Raw genomic sequence first — 19747 nt, 5'->3', positions numbered from 1 at the left:
GATTTGGTTTCCGGCACTTGAATAGGTCATATCTTTGGAGCGATAGTGGCGGCCTGGCAACGAAGGAGCACCACCCATGGCTCTCAGCGTCGAGAACCACGACACCCCCGCGTCGCCCCTCACCCTCGTGGTGATGGGCGTCTCCGGTGTCGGCAAGACCACCGTGGCCCGCCTCTTGGCCGACCGCCTCGACCTCCCCTACGCCGAGGCGGACGACTTCCACCCGCCCGCCAACATCGCCAAGATGTCGGCCGGCACCCCGCTGGACGACGCGGACCGCGCGCCCTGGCTGCGCGCCCTCGGCGCCTGGCTGGGGGACCGGGCCCAGGCGGGCACCGGCGGCGTGGTCACCTGCTCGGCGCTGAAGCGGCACTACCGCGACACCCTGCGCGCGGCCTGCCCGGGCGCCTTCTTCCTGCACCTCAGCGGGCGGCACGAGCTGGTCGGGGACCGGCTCGCCCACCGCACCGGCCACTTCATGCCGCCGTCGCTGCTCGATTCGCAGTACGCCGCCCTGGAACCCCTCGGCGCGGACGAGCACGGCGCCGTCCTGGACGTCGGACCGACCCCCGAAGAACTCGTCGAGATGGCCGTGGCACTGCTGCGGCCCGTCAATGGAGACCTCGCGTGACCCCCACCCTGCTCGCGGCGGCCGCCCCACCGGCCCTGCCGCACACCGACAGCGACGCCCAACTGCTGCTCGCGGTGCTGCTCAGCATCGGCGCCATCGTCGTGCTGATCACCCGGCTCAAGCTGCACCCGTTCCTCGCCCTCACCCTCGGGTCGGGCCTGCTGGCCGCCGTCGCGGGCGCGCCCTTCGACAAGCTGCTGGGCAGCTTCTCCACCGGCTTCGGCGCGACCGTCGCGGGCGTCGGCCTGCTGATCGGGCTGGGCGCGATGCTCGGCAAGCTGCTCGCCGACTCCGGCGGGGCGAACATCATCGCCGACACCGTGCTCGCCCGCTCCGGGCCCAAGGCCCTGCCCTGGGCGATGGCGCTGATCGCGGCCGTCCTCGGCCTGCCGCTGTTCTTCGAGGTCGGGGTCGTCCTGCTGATCCCGATCGTGCTGCTGGTGGCCCGTCGCGGCAACGTCCCGCTGATGCGGATCGGCATCCCCGCGCTGGCCGGGCTCTCCGTGCTGCACGGCCTCGTCCCGCCGCACCCGGGCCCGCTGGTGGCCGTCGACGCGCTGCACGCGGACCTCGGCATCACCCTGGCCCTCGGCCTGCTGATCGCCGTGCCGACGCTGATCGTGGCCGGGCCGCTGTTCGCCCGGGTCGCCGAGCGCTGGGTCGGCCCGCTGGAGATCCCGCGGGCCACCGCGCCGGTGGAGACGGAGAAGCCCGAGCACACCCCGAGCTTCGGCGCCGTCCTCGCCACCATCCTGCTGCCCGTGGTCCTGATGCTCGGCAAGGCGCTGGCCGACGTCGTCGTCGACGACCCGAAGGCGATGCCGCAGCGGGTGTTCGACTTCATCGGCTCGCCGCTGATCGCCCTGCTCGCCGCGACCCTGCTCGGCATGCTGACGCTCGGCCGGGCGGCCGGCTTCTCCAAGGACCGGATCTCCGACACCGTCGGGAAGTCGCTCGGCCCGATCGCGGGCATCGTCTTCATCGTCGGCGCGGGCGGCGGCTTCAAGCAGACCCTGATCGACGTCGGCGTGGGCAACGCCGTCAGCGAGTGGTCCGCCAAGTGGCACATCTCGGCGCTGCTGCTCGGCTGGCTGATCGCCGTCCTGATCCGGCTGGCCACCGGGTCCGCCACGGTCGCCACCATCACCGCCGCCGGTATCGTCGCGCCGCTCGCCGCCGACATGTCGTCCACCCACGCGGCCCTGCTGGTGCTGGCCATCGGCGCCGGTTCGCTGTTCTTCTCGCACGTCAACGACGCCGGCTTCTGGCTGGTGAAGGAGTACTTCGGGATGAGCGTCGGCCAGACCCTCAAGTCCTGGTCGGTGATGGAGACCGTGATCTCGGTCGTCGCCATCGCCCTGATCATGCCGCTCAGCCTGATCGTCTAGGCACCCGGACGGGTCCGGACCGGACCGGGCGGTACCGGAAACGCCGAACGGGCGGGCGCTCCTCCAGGAGCGCCCGCCCGTGCGCGGTACGGCGTCAGTCCAGCAGGACCCGCCAGCCGTCCTCGCCGCCCGGACCGTCCGGGCGGAGCGTCAGATCCTTCACCTGCCCGGTGTCCTGGAAGGCGAGCCGTACGCTCTGCCGCCCGGTCGGGTCGTCACCGAAGTCGGCGGTGACCGGGCCGGCCGCGCCCTGACCGTAGGCGCGGACCCAGGCGGCGGCCTTCGCCCGGCGTTCGCCGGCCGAGCCCTCCGCGGCGGCCAGCTTCGCCACCTGCTCGTCCGAGCCGTCGGCGAGCCGCCAGACCACCCGCTGGACCAGGCCCAGCGTCTCGGGGACGGGGTAGCCCGTCACCTGGAGGTGCGGACGAGCCGCGTAGTCGGCCGCGAACCGCAGGTCCGCGTCGTCGGCGGCGCTCGAACACCCCGCCAGCAGGGCGGCCGCGAGGACGGCCGCCAGCGCGGCCGGTACCGGCCGCCCCACGGACATCAGTTGGTCCCGAGCGGGCGGACGACGACGAACCACTCGATCGGGTCGCCCTTCTGCCGGTAGTACGACAGCACCTCGTTCAGGGTGGTGACACCCTGCCGGCCGTGCTGGCGGAGCTCCATCCGGGCGCCCCAGCTGACCACCACGGCGGCGTGGTTGATCCGGGACTCGTTGCGCCACTTGAAGAACACCACGTCGCCGGGGCGGGCGTCGGAGGTCCAGCGGAGCCAGGTCGAGTACCGGTGGTTCAGCAGGTGCCGGTGCAGGTTGGCCGCGCCGGCCCAGGTGTAGCTGCGGTTGATGTGCCAGCCGAACATCCAGTAGTCGTTCTGCCACCAGGCGCTGTCCAGCGTCTTGAAGCCGTACCGGGTGCGCATGCCGCCACCGTAGTACAGCGCCTTGGACACGAAATTGGTGCAGTCCTGCGGGAAGTCCCACTTGATGCCGACGTTGCGGCGGGCCCAGTCAGCGGTGCCGTTGTAGTTGTAGCCCGCCTGCACGGCGCCCGTGGCGGGCTGCGCCTGCTGTACGGGGAAGCCGTTGGCGTCCAGCGGGACGGCCTTCTGGGCGTCCGCCGGGTCCGGCTGCGCGGCGTCCGCGACCTCGACCTGGGCCTGCGCGGCCGCGGACGAGGACAGCTTCTGCCGGGCGGCCAGGTCGTCGGCCTCGGAGGCCAGCAGCACGGTGGCGCCGAGGGTGAACTCGAACCGCTTCGGACCGGCGCTCTCGCTCGGCGAGTCCACGCCGTTGGACCGGATCATCACCGAGTCCTTGACGGTGGCCCGCACCACGACCTTGCCGGCCGACTGCTGGTCCACCACGACGTCGGACAGCGTGACCGCCGCCGCCGTGTAGAGCTGGCCCTGGGTGGCCAGGGCCTCGCGGTTGGCGACCAGCGAGGCCTCCTGGGTGGCCAGCAGGTCGACGAAGACGGTGCCGTGCGCGGCTTCGGCCGCGGCCTCGGGGGCGGTGAAGCCCGCCTTCATCTTGACCTTGTTCCGGGCCTCCAGGTACTCCTGCACGAAGCCCCGGTACTGGTCCGGGCCGCCCGCGGTCGGGGTGCCCTGGACCACGGCCGAGGCGGCCGGGGTCGCGCTGCCGAAGCCGTTCCGGGCGGTCACCACCGCCCGGTGCGAACGGGTGTTGTCGAGGCCGGTGAACGCGGCCCGGACGTCGCCGGTGGCGATCTCCTGGACGAGCACGCCGGCCGAGGTCTCGACCCGGACGGTGTAGCCCACCTCGCCCACCGACCCGCGGTCGGTCGGGGCGTTCCAGGTGACGACCAGTCCGGCGTCACCGCTGGTCGCGGTGACCAGCTCGGCCGCGCCGGGCGCCGTCGGCGCCAGGTACTCCAGGGTCAGCTTCGGCCGTTGGGCGGGGTCGGCCGCGGTGGCCGCGTGGTACCGCGCGGCGCCGGTCCAGCCGGCCGGCGGCCGCAGGGCCAGGCCGTAGGCCTCGCCCTTCTCGATCCAGGAGCCGGCCAGCGCGGCCAGGTCGGTCTCGGACGGCTTCGCCGCGGAGGCGTAGCTCTCCACGCCGGCGGCCGCGGTCAGCGCCGGGCCGCCCGCGCCGGGGGTCCAGGCCGAGCCGAGCTGGAAGATGTCGACCGGGGTCTCGTCGCAGCCGGGCGTACCGGCGGCGCAGTCCGAGCGGGTCAGCGCGAGCCTCCCGCCGACCACCCGGGAGCCGGCCGGGACGGCCGCCAGGTCGGGCTTGAGCCAGCTGGTCCAGCTGCTGCCGTCGGCGACGGTGCCGACCCGCAGCTCGGCGGGGTCGGCCGCCGGGCAGGCACCGGTGTCGCAGCCGCCGCCGGCGGTGGCCGCCGAGGCGTCGGCCAGGGTGGCGCCGGTGAACACCGCGGTGGCCGGCGTGGGCGGGGTCGGCGGAGCCTGGACGCGGACGGCCAGCGGCTGGTCGGCGGACCAGGCGGAACAGCCGACGGCGGCGCAGGCCCGGGCGGCCCAGGTGTAGTCACGGCCGTCGGCCAGCGCGCCGGCCGGCACCTGGACGGAGGCCCGGCTGCCGCTCTCGGCCCAGGCGGGGGCGAGGGAGGTCGGCAGCGGCTGCCCGGCGTTGTCCTTGACCACGAACTCGGTGCGGACCCGGCCCTGGTTGGGGTTGGTGACCAGCGCGGAGAGCACCGGGGTCAGGGTCTGCTGGGCGCCGCTCTGCAGCGCGGTCGGCACGTCGGGGAGCGGGCTGACGCTGAAGGTGGACCAGGCGGACCAGCTCAGGTTGTAGTGCAGCCCGTCGTAGGGCGAGCTGCGGAACCGGTAGGTGTGCCCGTACTCCAGCAGGCCGGCCGGGACGGTCACCTCGGCGGGCGTCCCGCTGGCCACGTAGCCGGAGACGTTGACGCTGCCGACCTGGGCGCCGGAGATGGCGTCGACCAGCTGGAAGGTGCCGGTCACCTTGTCGCCGTCGGGGTCGACGAAGGTGTCCCGGAGCACCGGGGTGGTGGTGTCGACCCGCCAGGTGCCGGTGCCGTCCTGCAGGAACGGCGGACCGGCCTGCTGCTTGGTGCCGGTGCGCGGGCGGTAGTTGTAGGTGACCGTCAGCTTCGGGACGTTGCTCGCGGCGTTGGCGGAGTTGACCTCCTTCCAGTACTTGGTGGACACCTCGTCGGGGGCGCGCAGGCCCATGCCGGAGGTGGTGTTCTTGGCCGAGGCCCAGGACTGGACGAGGCCGGTGACGTCGGCGTTGATCCAGCCGTCGCCGCCGCAGGCGTCGCGGCCCCTGGTCTCGGTGGAGGTGGCCTTCTTGGTCTTCCAGGCCGGCTGGGCGGCCCACCGCGAGGCGGTGGAGGCCAGGCCGGTGTCCCAGACCTCCCAGGTGTACGGCTGGCAGTCGCTGTTGCCGGAGTGGAAGTTGTACAGCGACAGCTGGGCACTGGAGACCAGCGCGTCGGCGATGTTGGCGGTGTTCCAGTTGATGAACGCGCGGGCCTCGCGGGAGCTGCCGTCGGCGTTCTTGGTACCGGAGTTGCCCCAGTAGATCTCGGTGTCGGACGACCAGTCGACCGTCTCGCCCTTCTGCACCCGGGTGTCGAAGGCGTTGCCGAGGCCCGCGGTGGCCGGGTCCACGGTCACCGGGTAGACGGTGGCCGGGTCGGCGAGGAATGCGGCGTCCGGGGTGAAGACCAGGTCGACGGTGTCGCCGTGCTGGACCACCTTCAGGTCGACCCGGGCCTGCCGCGGGTGCTCGCTGGAGCCGGGCGCGGTGGTGGCGTCCCAGGCGACCGGCGCGGGCAGGACGGCGCGCTTCTGGCCGTTCTTCCGGTCGGTGAACAGGACGCTGCCGTCCGGCTGGGCCTCGGCCTTGATGCCCTTGGCCCGCAGCGGCATGGTGTACGCGTAGCCGCCGGCCGCCGGGCGCTGGCGGAGCGTCACGAACTGCTCGAAGCCGGTCCGGGTGGCCTCGACGACCAGGTCGCCGGCGCCGTCGCCGATCGCGTCCCGGTAGGTGGCCCTGGCGCCGTCCAGCTCGGGCCTGGGCAGGCCGCCGCGCCACTGCAGGGCCAGCTCGTCCTCGCCGGATCCGAGCGAGACCAGGGTGCGGACCGGCTCCGCGCCGGCCGGCGAGGCCTGGAGCCGCGACTCCTGGAGCGACCGGGGGCGCTTGCCGCCGGCCCCGGCCAGCTTCATGGCGTTGGGGTGGGCGACCGGCGCGACCGAGCCGTCGGCGGCGGCCTTGAGGGTGAGGTCGACGTCGGCCCACCTGCCGTCGCGCAGGAAGCGCACCGGGCCGGCCGACAGCTCGGTGGTGAGGGTGCCGTCGGGGTTGGCCCAGGTGGTGGAGGTCTCGCTGCGCTCGGAGACCGCCTCGACCCGCTTGCCGGTCGTCCGGGCGGCGACCCGGGCGGTGGGGACGCTGCCGGTCGGGTCGGTGGGGGCGACCACGGGCGGCTTGCCGGGGGAGGGTTTGGCGTGCGGCTTGGCCGCGAAGGCGACCGGTGACCCGGCTGCCAGCGCCAGCACCAGCGTGAGGGCCAGCGGACCGGTCAGGGTCCGACTTGAAACGTGCATTGCTGCTCCTTGACCCACTGTTGAACCACAGTGATGGCTGGAGCATAGGGAAGGTCACACGACAAGATGATCATGCTAAATGAGGCATAAGCCCCCAATACCTAAAGATTTCCTTAAGAACTTGATCCGACTGTGACGCCCTGTATGCGCACGATCGCCGCACCACCGCACCACCGCACCACCGCACCGCCGCACCACCGTCCGGACGTGCCGGAGGGCGGGCGCCCCCAGCCCTGGGGTGCCCGCCCTCCGAGTCCTCGGTGGGACGCCGTGCTACTTGGCCGCGCGCTTCGCGAGGAAGGCCTCGACCTCGGAGCGGATCTCCGGGGTGTCCAGGCCGCGGACGGTCATCGTGGTGCGGCGGCGCAGCACGTCGTCCGTGGTGTACGCCCACTCGCTGTCGGCGGCGTAGGCGACCTGCGCCCAGACGTCCGGCCCGTCCTCGTGGATCGGCCGGCCGAGCTCCGGGTTCTCGTCGATCATGCGGGCGATCTCGAAGGAGAGCGTGCCGTAGTGGCCGGCCAGGTGCTTGGCGACCAGCGGCTCCATCCGCGAGCCCGGCTCGCGGTCGATCAGCAGGCGGTGCGCCACCGCGTTCGGCGCGCCCACGCCGGGCAGCGGGACGGTCCGGGCGATGGTCGACATGTCCTCGCCCAGGGTGGTGCCGGGCACGTGGGCCAGCTTCTCCAGCACGGTCCGGCCGATGTGCCGGTAGGTGGTCCACTTGCCGCCGGCGACCGACAGCATGCCGCCCTTGCCCTCGGTGACGACCGTCTCGCGCTTGGCGGCGGCGGTGTCGCCGGGGCCGCCGGGCAGCACCCGCAGGCCGGCGAAGGAGTAGGTGATCAGGTCGCGGTCGAGGTGCTCGTCGCGGATGGCGTGCGCGGCCTCGCCCATGATCTGGTCGATGTCCGCCTCGGTGGCCCGGACGTCCTGCGGGTCGCCGGTGTACTCCTCGTCGGTGGTGCCGAGCAGGACGTGGTCCTCCCACGGAATGGCGAAGGAGACGCGGTACTTGTCGATCGGGATGGTCAGCGCGGCGCGCCACGGGGCACGGCGCTTGACCACGACGTGCGCGCCCTTGGAGAGGCGGATCGACGGCGCGGCGCCGGCGTCCTCCATGGTGCGCAGGTGGTCGACCCACGGGCCGGTGGCGTTGAGCACCAGGCGGGCGTCGACGCCGAACTCGGTCCCGTCGAGGCGGTCCTTGAGGTCGGCCCCGGTGACCCGGCCGCCGGTGAAGCGCAGGCCGGTGACCTCGGCGTGGTTGAGCACCACGGCGCCGGCGTCGACGGCGGCGCGCACCGTCATCACGGCGACGCGCGAGTCGTTCATCTGGTGGTCGCCGTAGACGGCCACCGAGCGCAGGCCCTCGGTGCGCAGCGCGGGCACCTGCTGGGCCGCGTGCGCGGCGGTGGAGACCCGGCCCATGCCGTCGCGGAAGGCGGAGAGCGCGGAGTACAGGAACACACCGGCGCCGAGCTTGGGCGCGCTGTGCGGGCCGCCCTTGTAGACCGGCACGAAGAAGGTCAGCGGGTTGACCAGGTGCGGGGCGACGTCGGTGGCGAGCGCGCGGCGCTCCTTGTGGTTCTCGGCGACCAGCCTGACCGCGCCGGTCTGCAGGTAGCGCAGGCCGCCGTGGACGAGCTTCGAGGAGGCGCTGGAGGTGGCACCGGCGAAGTCGCCGGCATCGACCATGGCGACCTTCAGGCCCGCCTGGGAGGCGGTCCAGGCGACGGCCGTGCCGAGGATGCCGCCCCCGATCACCAGCAGGTCGTAGGTGGCCTTGCCCAGCAGCTCGCGGGTCTCGGCGCGGGAGGCGGTGCGGCCGGCGAAGCGCTCGGCGCCCAGGGTCGGGATGGTTGCCATGGTGTGTGTACGGCGGCGCGGGTCGGGCGGCGCCGTTACTCCTCTCGATGTGCGGTGCGGCCCCTGCTGAGAGGCCGGTTCGGCCCGGTGCGGCGGGCCGGTGAAACGGGAGCGGGCCGGTCGGGGCCCGGGGGCCCCGACCGGCTGCGCGGTCAGATCTGCTCGTCCTCCTCCACCCAGCCCATGGTGCGCTCCACGGCCTTGAGCCACTTCTTGTACTCGCGGTCCCGGGTGGCCTCGTCCATCCGCGGCGTCCACTCGGCGGCGCGGTGCCAGTTGGCCCGCAGGGTGTCCAGGTCGTTCCAGAAGCCCACGGCCAGGCCGGCCGCGTACGCGGCGCCCAGCGCGGTGGTCTCGGCCACGTACGGGCGCTCGACCGGGGCGTCCAGGACGTCGGCGATGTTCTGCATGAGCAGGTTGTTGCTGGTCATGCCGCCGTCGACCTTGAGGGCGGTGAGTTCGACGCCGGAGTCCTTCTGCATGGCGTCGACGACCTCGCGGGTCTGCCAGGCGGTGGCCTCCAGCACGGCGCGGGCCAGGTGGCCCTTGGTCACGTACCGGGTGAGACCGGCGATCACACCGCGGGCGTCGGAGCGCCAGTACGGGGCGAACAGGCCGGAGAAGGCCGGGACGAAGTAGGCGCCGCCGTTGTCCTCGACGGTGTTGGCGAGGGTCTCGATCTCGGCCGCGGTGGAGATGATGCCGAGCTGGTCGCGCAGCCACTGGACGAGCGAGCCGGTGACGGCGATCGAGCCCTCCAGCGCGTACACCGGCTTCTGGTCGCCGATCCGGTAGCCGACGGTGGTCAGCAGCCCGTGGTACGAGTTGACGACGTCCTCGCCGGTGTTCAGCAGCAGGAAGGTTCCGGTGCCGTAGGTCGACTTGGCCTCGCCCTTGTCGAAGCAGGTCTGGCCGAACAGCGCGGCCTGCTGGTCGCCGAGGGCGGAGGCGACGGGCACGCCCGCCAGGTCGCCGACGGCCTCGCCGTAGACCTCGGCGGAGGAGCGGATCTCCGGCAGGACGGCCATCGGCACGCCCATCGACTCGGCGATCTTGTCGTCCCACTGCAGGGAGTGCAGGTTCATCAGCATGGTGCGGCTGGCGTTGGTGACGTCGGTGACGTGCTTGCCGCCGTCGACACCACCGGTGAGGTTCCAGATCACCCAGGTGTCCATGGTGCCGAACAGGATGTCGCCGGCCTCGGCGCGCTCGCGCAGGCCGTCGACGTTGTCCAGCAGCCAGCGGATCTTCGGGCCGGCGAAGTAGCTGGCCAGCGGCAGGCCGGTCTCGCGGCGGAAGCGGTCCTGGCCGACGTTGCGGCCCAGCTCGCGGCAGAGGCCCTCGGTGCGGGTGTCCTGCCACACCAGGGCGTTGTGCACCGGCTCGCCGGTGTTCTTGTCCCACAGGACGGTGGTCTCACGCTGGTTGGTGATGCCGATCGCGCGGATGTCGTCCCTGGTCAGGCCGGCCTTCTCCAGCGCGCCGCGCACCACCGACTGCACCCGGGTCCAGATCTCGGCGGCGTCGTGCTCGACGTAGCCGGGCTGGGGGAAGATCTGCCGGTGCTCCTGCTGGTCGACGGCGACGATCCGGCCGTCCTCGCCGAAGATGATGCAGCGGCTGGAGGTGGTGCCCTGGTCGATGGCGGCGATGTAGTTGCCCGTGCCAGTGGAGGTCATAAGGGTCCTCGGCTCAAGAAGGGGGAAGCGGGGTGGGTGGGCCTGACTCTCTGGTCAGTCCCCGTGCTCGGGTGGGGTGGAAACCCGAGGAGCGTCAGAACGCGACGTGGTACAGGCCGCCGGCCAGCAGGCCGCCGATGACCGGGCCGGCCACCGGGATCCAGGCGTAGGACCAGTCCGAGCCGCCCTTGTTGGGGATCGGCAGCAGCGAGTGCACGATGCGCGGGCCCAGGTCACGGACCGGGTTGATCGCGTAGCCGGTCGGGCCGCCCAGCGAGAGACCGATGCCGACGACGGTGAGGGCGACGATCAGGATGCCGGTGCCGGAGAGGCCGAGGCCCTTGTTCAGGCCCTGGGTGAGGATGCCGAGGCAGAGCACCATGGTGCCGATGATCTCGGTGAGCAGGTTCTGGACCGGGTTCCGGATCTCGGGGCCGGTCGAGAAGATGCCCAGGGTCGCCTCCTTGTTGGCCTGGAACTGGCCGAGGTAGGTGACCCAGACGAGGACGGCGCCGATCATCGCGCCGAGCAGCTGGGAGCCGAGGTAGACCGGCACCTTGCTCCAGTCGCCGCTGTCGACGGCGAGGGCGAGGGTGACGGCCGGGTTCAGGTGCGCGCCCGACTTGGGGGCCGACATGTAGGCGGCGATCATCACCGCGAAGCCCCAGCCGAAGGTGATCGCCAGCCAGCCGGCGTTGAGGGCCTTCGACTTCTTCAGCGTCACGGCGGCGCAGACGCCACCGCCGAGGAGTATCAGAGCGGCGGTGCCGAGGGTTTCGCCGACGAAGATGTCGCCGTTGGAGAACGCGGACACAAAGACTCCCTTGTCCATATGGCCCGGAGGTGCGGGTGGGGGCAGGCGGCCGAGCGATCGCTGTGCGGGTGAGCGCTTTGCGGGAGTGATCTACTCGGCCATCGTTCGACAATGTCGACCGTCATGCGGAAGCTTCCTCCCCAGGCCGCCTTCACGTCAAGGCCGGGTTACGCAGCTGTGACCCTTCACTCGAAGTTACCAATCGACTAACCCTAAATACGGACAAAACGCTAAGGCGCGGACAGGCATCTCGCCTGTCCGCGCCTCAGCGTGAACGTCGGTCGTCCGCGGCCGGAGCCGCCGGTGTGGCCGGTACCGCGGTCAGAACCGCCCGGCGCCCAGGTCCCGGGAGATCGCCCGGGCGGCGCTGCGCACCGAGGCGACCAGGGAGGGCTTCACGAAACCGTCCTCGCAGACCCGTTCCACCGCGCCGCTGACGCAGACCGCGCCGACCGGGTTGCGCCGCCGGTCCTGGATCAGCGCGCCGATCGAGGCCACGCCCTCCCAGGTCTCCTCGATCGAGTCGGTCCAGCCGCGCTCGCGGGTCAGCGCCGCCTCGGCGTCCACGTCGGCCAGGGAGGTCAGGGTCCGCGCGGTGTACGCCTCCAGCGGCCCGTCGCCCAGCTCGCCGCGCGCCACCGGGTCGTACGCCAGCAGCACCTTGCCGAGGGCGGTGCTGTGCAGGGGCTGCATCGAGCCGACCTCCAGCACCTGCCGGGTGTCGTCCGGCCGGAAGACGTGATGCACGATCAGCACGCCCTGCTGGTGGAGCACCCCCAGGTAGACGGTCTCGCCGGCCGCCCGGGCCAGGTCGTCCGCCCAGACCAGGGCCCGGGCGCGCAACTCGTGCACGTCCAGGTAGCTCTGGCCCAGCCGCAGCAGCTCCGCGCCCAGCTGGTACTTGCCGCTCTCCGGGTCCTGCTCCACGAACCCCTCCTGCTGGAGGGTGCGCAGGATGCCGTGCGCGGTGCCCTTGGCGAGGTCCAGCGCCGTCGCGACCTCGGACAGCCCCAGGCGGCGCTCGCCGCCGGCCAGCAGGCGCATGATCGCGGCGGCCCGGGAGAGCGACTGGATCGGGCCGGGCATTTGGTACCTCCGCGCTGACAGGCGGTCGACAATGTCGACCGCAGTGGTAACGGGACGAGTCTGCCAGGCCGCGCCCGGTCCGTGCACCTTCCCCCTCGGTAATGTCGGTCCGGCCCGGTCAGCGCCGGGCCCGCGCCACCTCGGCGGCCACCCCCGCGATCTCCTCCGGACCCACCCGGCAGCAGCCGCCCACCAGGCGGGCGCCGTCGGCCAGCCACCCGGTCACCCCCGCCCGGCCGCCGCCGGCCGTGGCCGCGCCGAACGTCGCCCCACCCCGCCAGGCGCGCGCCCCGGCGTCCCAGCCCTCGCCGCTGTTCGGGTAGACCACCACCGGCTTGCCGGTCACCCGGGCCGCCGTCGCCACCGCGCGGTCCGCGTCCTGCGGCGTGCAGCAGTTCACCCCCACCGCGACCACCTCGTCGACCTCCGCCGCCAGGGCGAAGGCCTCCGCCAGCGGCTGCCCCGCCCTGGTCCGGTCGCCGGCCACGCTGAACGACAGCCAGGCCGGCACGCCCAGCCCCCGCACCGCCCGCAGCAGCACCCGCGCCTCGTCCGCGTCCGGCACCGTCTCCAGCGCCAGCACGTCCGGCCCGGCCGCCGCGAGCACCTCCAGCCGCGGCCGGTGGAACGCCTCCAGCTCGGCCGGGGTCAGCCCGTACCGGCCGCGGTACTCCGACCCGTCCGCGAGCGCGGCCCCGTACGGCCCCACCGACGCGGCCACCCACAGCGGCCGGTCCGCCCGCACCTGCGCCGCCGCCCGGCGCGCCAGCTCCACGCCGAGCGCCAGCAGCCGCTCCGCCTCCGCCCGGTCCAGCCCGCGCCGGGCGAACCCCTCGAAGCTCGCCTGGTAGCTCGCGGTGATCGCGACCTCCGCCCCGGCCTCGAAGTACGCCCGGTGCGCGGCGACCACCGCCTCCGGGGCGTCCGCCAGCAGCCGGGCCGACCACAGCGCGTCCGACAGGTCGTGCCCGGCCGCCGCCAGCTGGTTGGACAGCCCGCCGTCCAGGACGAGCGGGCCGGCGGCCAGCGCGGCGGCGAAGTCCGGCGGGACAGTGGCGGGCATGACGGCCTCCTCGGGCAAAGCTCCTGGTCACAGAGTAGAAGACGCGGCGCCCCACCCGGCGGGAAAATCATTTGCCGCCGGACCGGGGGATCGCTACGTTGTGCTCACCCCGAGAACGACGACCCGGCGGCCACCGCCCGACCGGCGGCCGCGAACCCGGCCCGGCGAGGTCCGGCCCGACGAGCCCAGCGGAGAGGAGCCCGCCATGACCGTGGAACAGCCGCCCGACCACGAGAGCGCGTGGCTCGCCGCCTACGACCCGCGCGCCTACACCCCGGTCGCCGTCACGGTCGACGTCGTCGCCCTGACGCTGCGCCACGGCAGCCTGCACGTCCTGCTGGTCGAGCGGGCCGCCCCGCCCTACCAGGGGTACTGGGCGCTGCCCGGCGGCTTCCTGCGTGCGGGGGAGGAGGGCCTCGACGAGGCGGCCGCCCGCGAACTCGCCGAGGAGACCGGCCTGCTCGGCACGGCCGACGCCGAGGCCGCCCTCAGCCGCGTCCACCTCGAACAGCTCGGCACCTACGGCGCCCCCGACCGAGACCCGCGCATGCACGTGGTCTCCGTCGCCTACCTCGCCTTCGCCCCCGACCTGCCCGACCCGCGGGCCGGCTCGGACGCGGCCACCGCCGCCTGGCACGCCGTCACCGACCTCGACCTCCGGCCGTCCACCGGCCGGTCCCCAGCCGCCGGTGTGCCCGTCGACACCCACGGGGGTGGCGTCGACGGGCACACCGGCCACCATCCCGAGGGCGCCGGCACCACGCTCGCCTTCGACCACGCCCGCATCGTCGCCGACGGCCTCGACCGCGCCCGCGCCAAGATCGAGTACAGCCCGCTGGCGACGGCCTTCCTGGGGTACGACTTCACCATCCCCGAGCTGCGCGCCGTCTACGAGGCCGTGTGGGCGGAGAAGCTCCACCCCGGCAACTTCCACCGCAAGGTGCTGTCCGTCCCCGGCTTCGTCGAGAGCACCGGCACCACCACCGAGCGCGGCGGCGCCCGCGGCGGCCCCCGGGCCCGCACCTACCACGCCGGCGACGCCCACCTCCTGCACCCCGCCCTGCTCCGGCCCACCCGGGAGGACGAGATCCGCTGACCGGCGCCACCGACCGGGTCCGCGCACTACCATCCGCCCATGACGACTCAAGAGGTGAGCAGCACGAGCAACCGGCCGAACTCCCACTGCCACTGGTGCGGCACGCCCTACCCGGCCGGCACCACGGCCTGGCCCCGCACCTGCCCCGGCTGCGCCGAGATCAGCTACCGCAACCCGCTGCCCGTCGTCGTCACCCTCCTCCCGGTCACCCAGGAGGGCGGCGAGCCCCGGCTCGTGATCATCCGTCGCACCATCGAGCCCGGCTACGGCCGACTCGCCCTCCCCGGCGGCTACATCGACTACGGGGAGAGCTGGCAGCAGGCCTGCGTCCGCGAACTGCGCGAGGAGACGGGCATCCTCGCCGAGGCCGAGAACGTCACCCTGGTCGCCACCGACTCCGACACCCACGGCGGCTTCCTCTGCCTCTTCGGCCTCCTCCCCGCCCGCCCGCTCGCCGAGCTCCCGCCCTCCACGCCCACCGACGAGACCGACGGCTGGCAGCTCGCCGACCCCGGCACCAAGCTCGTCTTCGCCTTCCACACCCGGGTCTCCCAGGCCTGGTTCAACGGCGAGTACGCCCACCTCTGACAGTCCCGGGCACCGGGCTGACCAGGCGCGCACGGCCGCAGCAGACCCTGGCGCACCGGGCGATCACATGGCATGGTCTGCACCGACAGCCCCAACCGGACGGGCGCTGCCACAAGCGCCCCCGTCCGATCCACCGGCCGGGAGGACCACCACCGTGAGCACCCCACCCCAGGACCAGCCGCTCTGGCGCCCCAACCCAGCTCGCGCCGCCGCCACCACCCTGGTGGCCTTCCAGGCCTGGGCCGCCGAGCACCACGGCGCCCCCGCCGCACCGCTCGCCCCGGCCGACAGCGACGAGCAGGCCGCCCAGCGCTACGCCGACCTGCACCGCTGGTCCACCGAGGATCTCGACCGCTTCTGGACGGCCGTCACCCAGTGGTTCGACGTCCGCTTCACCCGGGCCCCCGAGGCCGTGCTCGCCGACGCGGCCATGCCCGGCGCCCGCTGGTTCCCCGGCGCCCGCCTGAACTACGCCGAGCACGCCCTGCGCGCGGCCCAGGACGAGGCCAACGCCGACAAGCCGGCGATCCTCCACCTCGACGAGACCACCGAGCAGCCCGCCGTCCTCACCTGGTCCGAGCTCCGCCGCCAGGTCGGCTCGCTCGCCGCCGCCCTGCGCGCCCGCGGCATCGGCCCCGGCGACCGTGTCAGCGCCTACCTGCCCAACATCCCGCAGGCCGCGGTCGCCCTCCTCGCCACCGCGGCCGTCGGCGCCGTCTGGACCAGCTGCGCCCCCGACTTCGGCGCCCGCAGCGTCCTCGACCGCCTGCAGCAGATCGAGCCCGCCGTGCTCTTCGCCGTCGACGGCTACCACTACGGCGGCAAGGACCACGACCGCACCGAGGTCGTCGCCGAACTCCGCCGTGAGCTGCCCACCCTGCGCACCGTCGTGCACATTCCCCTGCTCGGCGCACCCGCCCCCGACGGCGCCCTGCACTGGGACGACCTGGTCGCCGACGACGTCGAGCCGGTCTTCGAGGCCGTCCCCTTCGACCACCCCCTCTGGGTCCTCTACTCCTCCGGTACCACCGGCCTGCCCAAGGCCATCGTCCAGAGCCAGGGCGGCATCCTGCTGGAGCACCTCAAGCAGGCCGGTCTGCACCTCGACCTCGGCCCCGAGGACCGCTTCCTCTGGTACACCTCCACCGGCTGGATGATGTGGAACTTCCTCCTCGCCGGCCTGCTCACCGGGTCCACGATCGTCACCTACGACGGCAGCCCCGGCCACCCGGACACCGGCGCCTTCTGGTCGGTGGCCGCCCGCACCGGCGCCACCGTGCTCGGCACCTCCGCCGCCTACGTGATCGCCGGCCGCAAGGCCGACCTGCACCCCGGCCGGGACCTCGACCTGTCCGCCGTCCGTTGCATCGGCACCACCGGCTCCCCGCTCCCGCCCGACGGCTTCCGCTGGATCTACGACGAGGTCAAGGAGGACGTCTGGCTCGCCTCCGTCAGCGGCGGCACCGACGTCTGCTCCTGCTTCGTCGGCGGCGTCCCGACCCTGCCGGTGTACCTCGGCGAGATCCAGGCCCCCTGCCTCGGCGCCGCCGTCGAGTCGTGGGACGTCCAGGGCCGCCCGCTCACCGACGCGGTCGGCGAACTCGTCGTCACCAAGCCGATCCCGTCGATGCCCACCGGCTTCTGGAACGACCCCGAGGGCACCCGCTACCACGACAGCTACTTCGACATGTACCCCGGCATCTGGCGCCACGGCGACTGGATCACGGTCACCTCGCGCGGCACCGTGGTCATCCACGGCCGCTCCGACTCGACCCTCAACCGCCAGGGCGTCCGGATGGGTTCCTCGGACATCTACGAGGTCGTCGAACGCCTCCCCGAGATCGCCGAATCCCTGGTCATCGGTCTGGAGGAGCCCGACGGCGGCTACTGGATGCCGCTCTTCGTCGTCCTCGCCCCCGGCGCGACCCTCGACGACGGCCTGATCGGCCGCATCCGCGGCTCGCTGCGCACCCAACTCTCCCCGCGCCACGTCCCGGACGAGGTCATCGCCGTCCGCGGCCTCCCGCACACCCTCACCGGCAAGCGGATCGAGGTCCCGGTGAAGCGCCTGCTCTCCGGTACCCCGCTGGAGCAGGCGGTGAACCCCGGCTCCGTCGACGACATCGAGCACCTGCGCTTCTTCGAGCGGCTCCGCCGCGACCGTCGGGCCTGACCCCGGACATGACGAAGGGGTGCCCCCATGACGGTGGGGGCACCCCTTCGTGGCCTGTCGCTCCGGCGGCGCGTCGAGCGCTACTCGCCGGACAGCACCTGCTGGGCCGCGGCCCGCGCCTCCTCGGCGCTGTCCGTGGCCCGGGCGGCCTCGGCCGCCCGGCGGCACTGCGCCAGCGTGTACTTCGCCAGCGCGGCCCGGACATAGGGGATCGACGCCGCGCCCATGGAGAGGCTGGTGACGCCGAGCCCGGTCAGGACCACGGCCAGCAGCGGGTCCGAGGCGGCCTCGCCGCAGACGCCGCAGCTCTTGCCGGTGGCCTGGGCGGCCTCCGCCGAGAACGCGATCAGGTCCAGCAGCGCCGGCTGCCACGGGTCCTGCAGCCGGGCCAGCGCGCCCACCTGGCGGTCGGCGGCGAAGGCGTACTGAGCGAGGTCGTTGGTCCCCAGCGAGAGGAACTCCACCTCCTGCAGGATCGACCGCGCCCGCAGCGCCGCCGACGGGATCTCCACCATCGCCCCGTACTTGGCGTGCAGACCGGCCTGGCGACACGCGTCCGCGAAGTCCTTGGCGTCCTTGCGGTCGGCCACCATGGGGGCCATCACCTCAAGGTGCACCGGCAGCCCCTCGGCGGCCGTCGCCAGCGCACGCAGCTGGGTCTGCATGACCTCGGGGTTCTCCAGCAGGGTGCGCAGACCGCGCACACCCAGCGCCGGGTTCGGCTCGTCGGCCGGGGTCAGGAAGTCCAGCGGCTTGTCCGCGCCCGCGTCCAGTGCCCGGACCACGACCCGGCCCTCCGGGAAGGCCTCCAGCACCTTGCGGTACGCCTCGACCTGCTTCTCCTCGCTGGGAGCCTTCGCCGAGTCGTCCAGGAAGAGGAACTCCGTCCGGAACAGGCCCACGCCCTCCGCCCCGGCCTCCAGCGCGGCCGGCAGGTCCGCCGGACCACCGATGTTGGCGAGCAGCGGCACCCGGTGCCCGTCCGAGGTCTGCCCCGGGCCGGACGAGGCGGCCAGCGCGGCCTTGCGCTCGGCGGCGGCCCGACGCAGGTCGTCCTGCTTCTCCTGGGACGGCTCCAGCAGCACGTCACCGGAGCTACCGTCCACCGCGACCACGGTGCCCTCGGCGACATCGGTCGCACTGGGCAGCGCGACGACGGCCGGCACACCCAGGGCCCGGGCCAGGATGGCGCTGTGGCTGGTCGGCCCGCCCTCCTCGGTCACGAAGCCGAGCACCAGCGTCGGGTCCAGCAGCGCGGTGTCGGCCGGCGCCAGGTCACGGGCGAACAGTACGTAGGGCTCGTCGCTGTCGGGGACACCCGGCATCGGCACGCCCATCAGCCGCGCCACGATGCGGTTGCGCACGTCGTCCAGGTCGGCGACCCGGCCGGCCAGGTACTCCCCGGCGGAGGCGAGGAGCGCGCGGTAGGCGGCGAAGGCGTCGTAGACGCCGCGCTCGGCGCTGCTGCCGACGGTGATCCGGCGGGCCACGTCGGCCATCAGCTCGGGGTCCTGCGCCATCAGCGCCTGGGCCTCCAGCACGGCCTGCGCCTCGCCACCGGCCAGGTTGCCGCGGGCGATCAGGTCCGCGGCGACCGCCTCGACGGCCGCCTGGGCCCGGGCCTGCTCACGCGGGGCGTCCTCGGTCGGGATCTGGGTGGCCGACGGCTCCAGCGCCGCCGTCCCCATGTGCCGCACCTGGCCGATCGCGACCCCGTGGCTCACACCCACGCCGCGCAGCGTCTTCTCCATGTCACCTGTCTCCGCTGAGGGAAGCGGCCCCGCCGGGTACCGCTGTGTGCCGGGCCGCCCCACCGAGGCCGGCGGGGCGGGTCTGCAGTAAAGAAAGAGGTCAGCTCCAGCTGAACAGGGCGTCGCCCACGGCGACCTCCCCGTCCTCGCGGAGCCCGCCGAGCGCGTCGGGCGCGGCCTCCAGGGCGACGATCGGGGAGATCGGCGACTTGCCCGCGGCCTCGACGGCGGCCGGGTCCCACTTGATGACGGCCTGGCCGCGGGTCACCGTGTCGCCCTTGTTGACCAGGAGCTCGAAGCCCTCGCCGTTGAGCTGCACGGTGTCGATCCCGAGGTGCGTCAGCACGCCGTGCCCGTCCGCGTCCACGACGACGAACGCGTGCGGGTGCATCGAGACGACGACACCGTCGACGGGGGCGACGGCCTCGGTCGGCCGGCGAACCGGGTCGATCGCGGTGCCGGGGCCGACCATCGCGCCCGAGAAGACCGGGTCGGGCACGCCGGCGAGCCCGACGACCTGGCCGGTCAGCGGCGACGTCACAGTGGTCATGGTTGAGCCTCCCAAGTGCGCAGTACAGCGAGCGGCCGCGAGCAGCGGCGGGGACATCGACTGAAGCCTAAATCATGCCAACTTCGGACATCCGCTGACATTCCCGGGCGAACACTCACACCCTGCCCGCCCTCACCGGCCGGCCATCTCACCGACCGCTAGTGGTCTAGTCCTCTTGGCCGATGCGCCGCACTCTACAGGCATCTTGGCGAATCGGGACCATTGCTGTATATGCTCGCGAGAGCAACAAATCATGCCTCCGAGCGGGTGATGCCCGGCGCGCCTCGATTCGCGCTGCGGCTGGCGACCCGCTATGGTTGGTCGAGTCGCCGCAAGTCGACGGTTAACAGCAGATTTCAGATGCGAAAAGCACCGGTAAACGGAGCGGAAAGCATCTGATAAGCTGGGAACACGAAAGAACGAAGCGCCCGGAGGGCCCGCTGGAAGGCGGTCCGAAGGAAGTGTCCGTTCCTTGAGAACTCAACAG

Annotated in this window: 14 protein-coding genes; 5 read left to right on the top strand and 9 right to left on the bottom strand. The window is 73.1% G+C overall.

Going from position 1 to position 19747, the window contains the following annotated elements; all coding sequences use genetic code 11:
• The first annotated feature begins 76 nt into the window (after nt 1-76).
• On the top strand, nt 77-631 hold the full coding sequence (locus ACFXHB_RS35210; RefSeq protein WP_380579437.1) for a gluconokinase: 555 nt from the start codon (nt 77-79) through the stop codon (nt 629-631).
• On the top strand, nt 628-2019 hold the full coding sequence (locus ACFXHB_RS35205; RefSeq protein ID WP_380579435.1) for a gluconate:H+ symporter: 1392 nt from the start codon (nt 628-630) through the stop codon (nt 2017-2019). The genes ACFXHB_RS35210 and ACFXHB_RS35205 overlap by 4 nt, the downstream gene beginning before the upstream one ends.
• A gap of 94 nt (nt 2020-2113) precedes the next feature.
• Here ACFXHB_RS35205 and ACFXHB_RS35200 read toward each other — a convergent pair whose 3' ends face one another.
• The 7 genes from ACFXHB_RS35200 to mmuM all read right to left on the bottom strand — a co-directional run bounded on the left by ACFXHB_RS35200 (nt 2114) and on the right by mmuM (nt 13102).
• The gene (locus tag ACFXHB_RS35200) at nt 2114-2566 is read right to left on the bottom strand and encodes a hypothetical protein (RefSeq protein WP_380579433.1); all 453 of its coding nucleotides are present in this window, start codon (nt 2564-2566) and stop codon (nt 2114-2116) included.
• Entirely contained in the window at nt 2566-6591 is a 4026-nt protein-coding gene (locus ACFXHB_RS35195; protein WP_380579431.1) for a DNRLRE domain-containing protein, read from the bottom strand. Before ACFXHB_RS35195 ends, ACFXHB_RS35200 begins: the two co-directional genes overlap by 1 nt.
• A gap of 273 nt (nt 6592-6864) precedes the next feature.
• The gene (locus ACFXHB_RS35190; protein ID WP_380579429.1) at nt 6865-8460 is read right to left on the bottom strand and encodes an FAD-dependent oxidoreductase; all 1596 of its coding nucleotides are present in this window, start codon (nt 8458-8460) and stop codon (nt 6865-6867) included.
• A gap of 152 nt (nt 8461-8612) precedes the next feature.
• A complete protein-coding gene (gene glpK / locus ACFXHB_RS35185) occupies nt 8613-10139 on the bottom strand; it encodes a glycerol kinase GlpK (protein ID WP_380579427.1) in 1527 nt (508 codons plus the stop codon).
• A 94-nt stretch (nt 10140-10233) separates the two neighbouring features.
• A complete protein-coding gene (locus tag ACFXHB_RS35180; protein WP_380391237.1) occupies nt 10234-10971 on the bottom strand; it encodes an MIP/aquaporin family protein in 738 nt (245 codons plus the stop codon).
• Nucleotides 10972-11274: 303 nt separating this feature from the next.
• On the bottom strand, nt 11275-12039 hold the full coding sequence (locus ACFXHB_RS35175) for an IclR family transcriptional regulator (RefSeq protein ID WP_380579424.1): 765 nt from the start codon (nt 12037-12039) through the stop codon (nt 11275-11277).
• 118 nt (nt 12040-12157) lie between these two features.
• Nucleotides 12158-13102, bottom strand: coding sequence for a homocysteine S-methyltransferase (gene mmuM / locus ACFXHB_RS35170; RefSeq protein ID WP_380579422.1), 945 nt, complete (start codon nt 13100-13102; stop codon nt 12158-12160).
• Nucleotides 13103-13307: 205 nt separating this feature from the next.
• Here mmuM and ACFXHB_RS35165 point away from each other — a divergent pair, with 205 nt between their 5' ends.
• The 3 genes from ACFXHB_RS35165 (at nt 13308) to ACFXHB_RS35155 (ending at nt 16959) form a co-directional block, all read left to right on the top strand.
• Entirely contained in the window at nt 13308-14198 is an 891-nt protein-coding gene (locus ACFXHB_RS35165) for an NUDIX domain-containing protein (RefSeq protein ID WP_380579420.1), read from the top strand.
• A gap of 39 nt (nt 14199-14237) precedes the next feature.
• The gene (locus tag ACFXHB_RS35160) at nt 14238-14786 is read left to right on the top strand and encodes an NUDIX domain-containing protein (RefSeq protein ID WP_380579418.1); all 549 of its coding nucleotides are present in this window, start codon (nt 14238-14240) and stop codon (nt 14784-14786) included.
• Nucleotides 14787-14892: 106 nt separating this feature from the next.
• Entirely contained in the window at nt 14893-16959 is a 2067-nt protein-coding gene (locus tag ACFXHB_RS35155) for an acetoacetate--CoA ligase (protein ID WP_380579471.1), read from the top strand.
• Nucleotides 16960-17039: 80 nt separating this feature from the next.
• Here ACFXHB_RS35155 and ptsP read toward each other — a convergent pair whose 3' ends face one another.
• Both ptsP and ACFXHB_RS35145 read right to left on the bottom strand, forming a co-directional pair.
• Nucleotides 17040-18710, bottom strand: a complete 1671-nt coding sequence (ptsP, locus tag ACFXHB_RS35150) for a phosphoenolpyruvate--protein phosphotransferase (protein WP_380579416.1) — start codon at nt 18708-18710, stop codon at nt 17040-17042.
• A gap of 100 nt (nt 18711-18810) precedes the next feature.
• On the bottom strand, nt 18811-19260 hold the full coding sequence (locus ACFXHB_RS35145) for a PTS glucose transporter subunit IIA (protein ID WP_380579414.1): 450 nt from the start codon (nt 19258-19260) through the stop codon (nt 18811-18813).
• Nucleotides 19261-19747: the final 487 nt, after the last annotated feature.

Source organism: Kitasatospora sp. NPDC059327 (assembly GCF_042752535.1).
Classification (GTDB): Bacteria; Actinomycetota; Actinomycetes; order Streptomycetales; family Streptomycetaceae; genus Kitasatospora.
Note: the sequence above shows the minus strand (reverse complement) of the source record. Positions and strands in the feature narration are given on the sequence as shown.

Bases quoted from the DNA above. Each gene is read 5' to 3' on its own strand.
- ACFXHB_RS35210 (WP_380579437.1), top strand. From the start codon at position 77: ATGGCTCTCAGCGTCGAGAACCACGACACCCCCGCGTCGCCCCTCACC.
- ACFXHB_RS35200 (WP_380579433.1), bottom strand. From the start codon at position 2,566: ATGTCCGTGGGGCGGCCGGTACCGGCCGCGCTGGCGGCCGTCCTCGCG.
- ACFXHB_RS35195 (WP_380579431.1), bottom strand. From the start codon at position 6,591: ATGCACGTTTCAAGTCGGACCCTGACCGGTCCGCTGGCCCTCACGCTG.
- ACFXHB_RS35190 (WP_380579429.1), bottom strand. From the start codon at position 8,460: ATGGCAACCATCCCGACCCTGGGCGCCGAGCGCTTCGCCGGCCGCACC.
- glpK (WP_380579427.1), bottom strand. From the start codon at position 10,139: ATGACCTCCACTGGCACGGGCAACTACATCGCCGCCATCGACCAGGGC.
- ACFXHB_RS35180 (WP_380391237.1), bottom strand. From the start codon at position 10,971: ATGGACAAGGGAGTCTTTGTGTCCGCGTTCTCCAACGGCGACATCTTC.
- ACFXHB_RS35175 (WP_380579424.1), bottom strand. From the start codon at position 12,039: ATGCCCGGCCCGATCCAGTCGCTCTCCCGGGCCGCCGCGATCATGCGC.
- mmuM (WP_380579422.1), bottom strand. From the start codon at position 13,102: ATGCCCGCCACTGTCCCGCCGGACTTCGCCGCCGCGCTGGCCGCCGGC.
- ACFXHB_RS35165 (WP_380579420.1), top strand. From the start codon at position 13,308: ATGACCGTGGAACAGCCGCCCGACCACGAGAGCGCGTGGCTCGCCGCC.
- ACFXHB_RS35160 (WP_380579418.1), top strand. From the start codon at position 14,238: ATGACGACTCAAGAGGTGAGCAGCACGAGCAACCGGCCGAACTCCCAC.
- ptsP (WP_380579416.1), bottom strand. From the start codon at position 18,710: ATGGAGAAGACGCTGCGCGGCGTGGGTGTGAGCCACGGGGTCGCGATC.
- ACFXHB_RS35145 (WP_380579414.1), bottom strand. From the start codon at position 19,260: ATGACCACTGTGACGTCGCCGCTGACCGGCCAGGTCGTCGGGCTCGCC.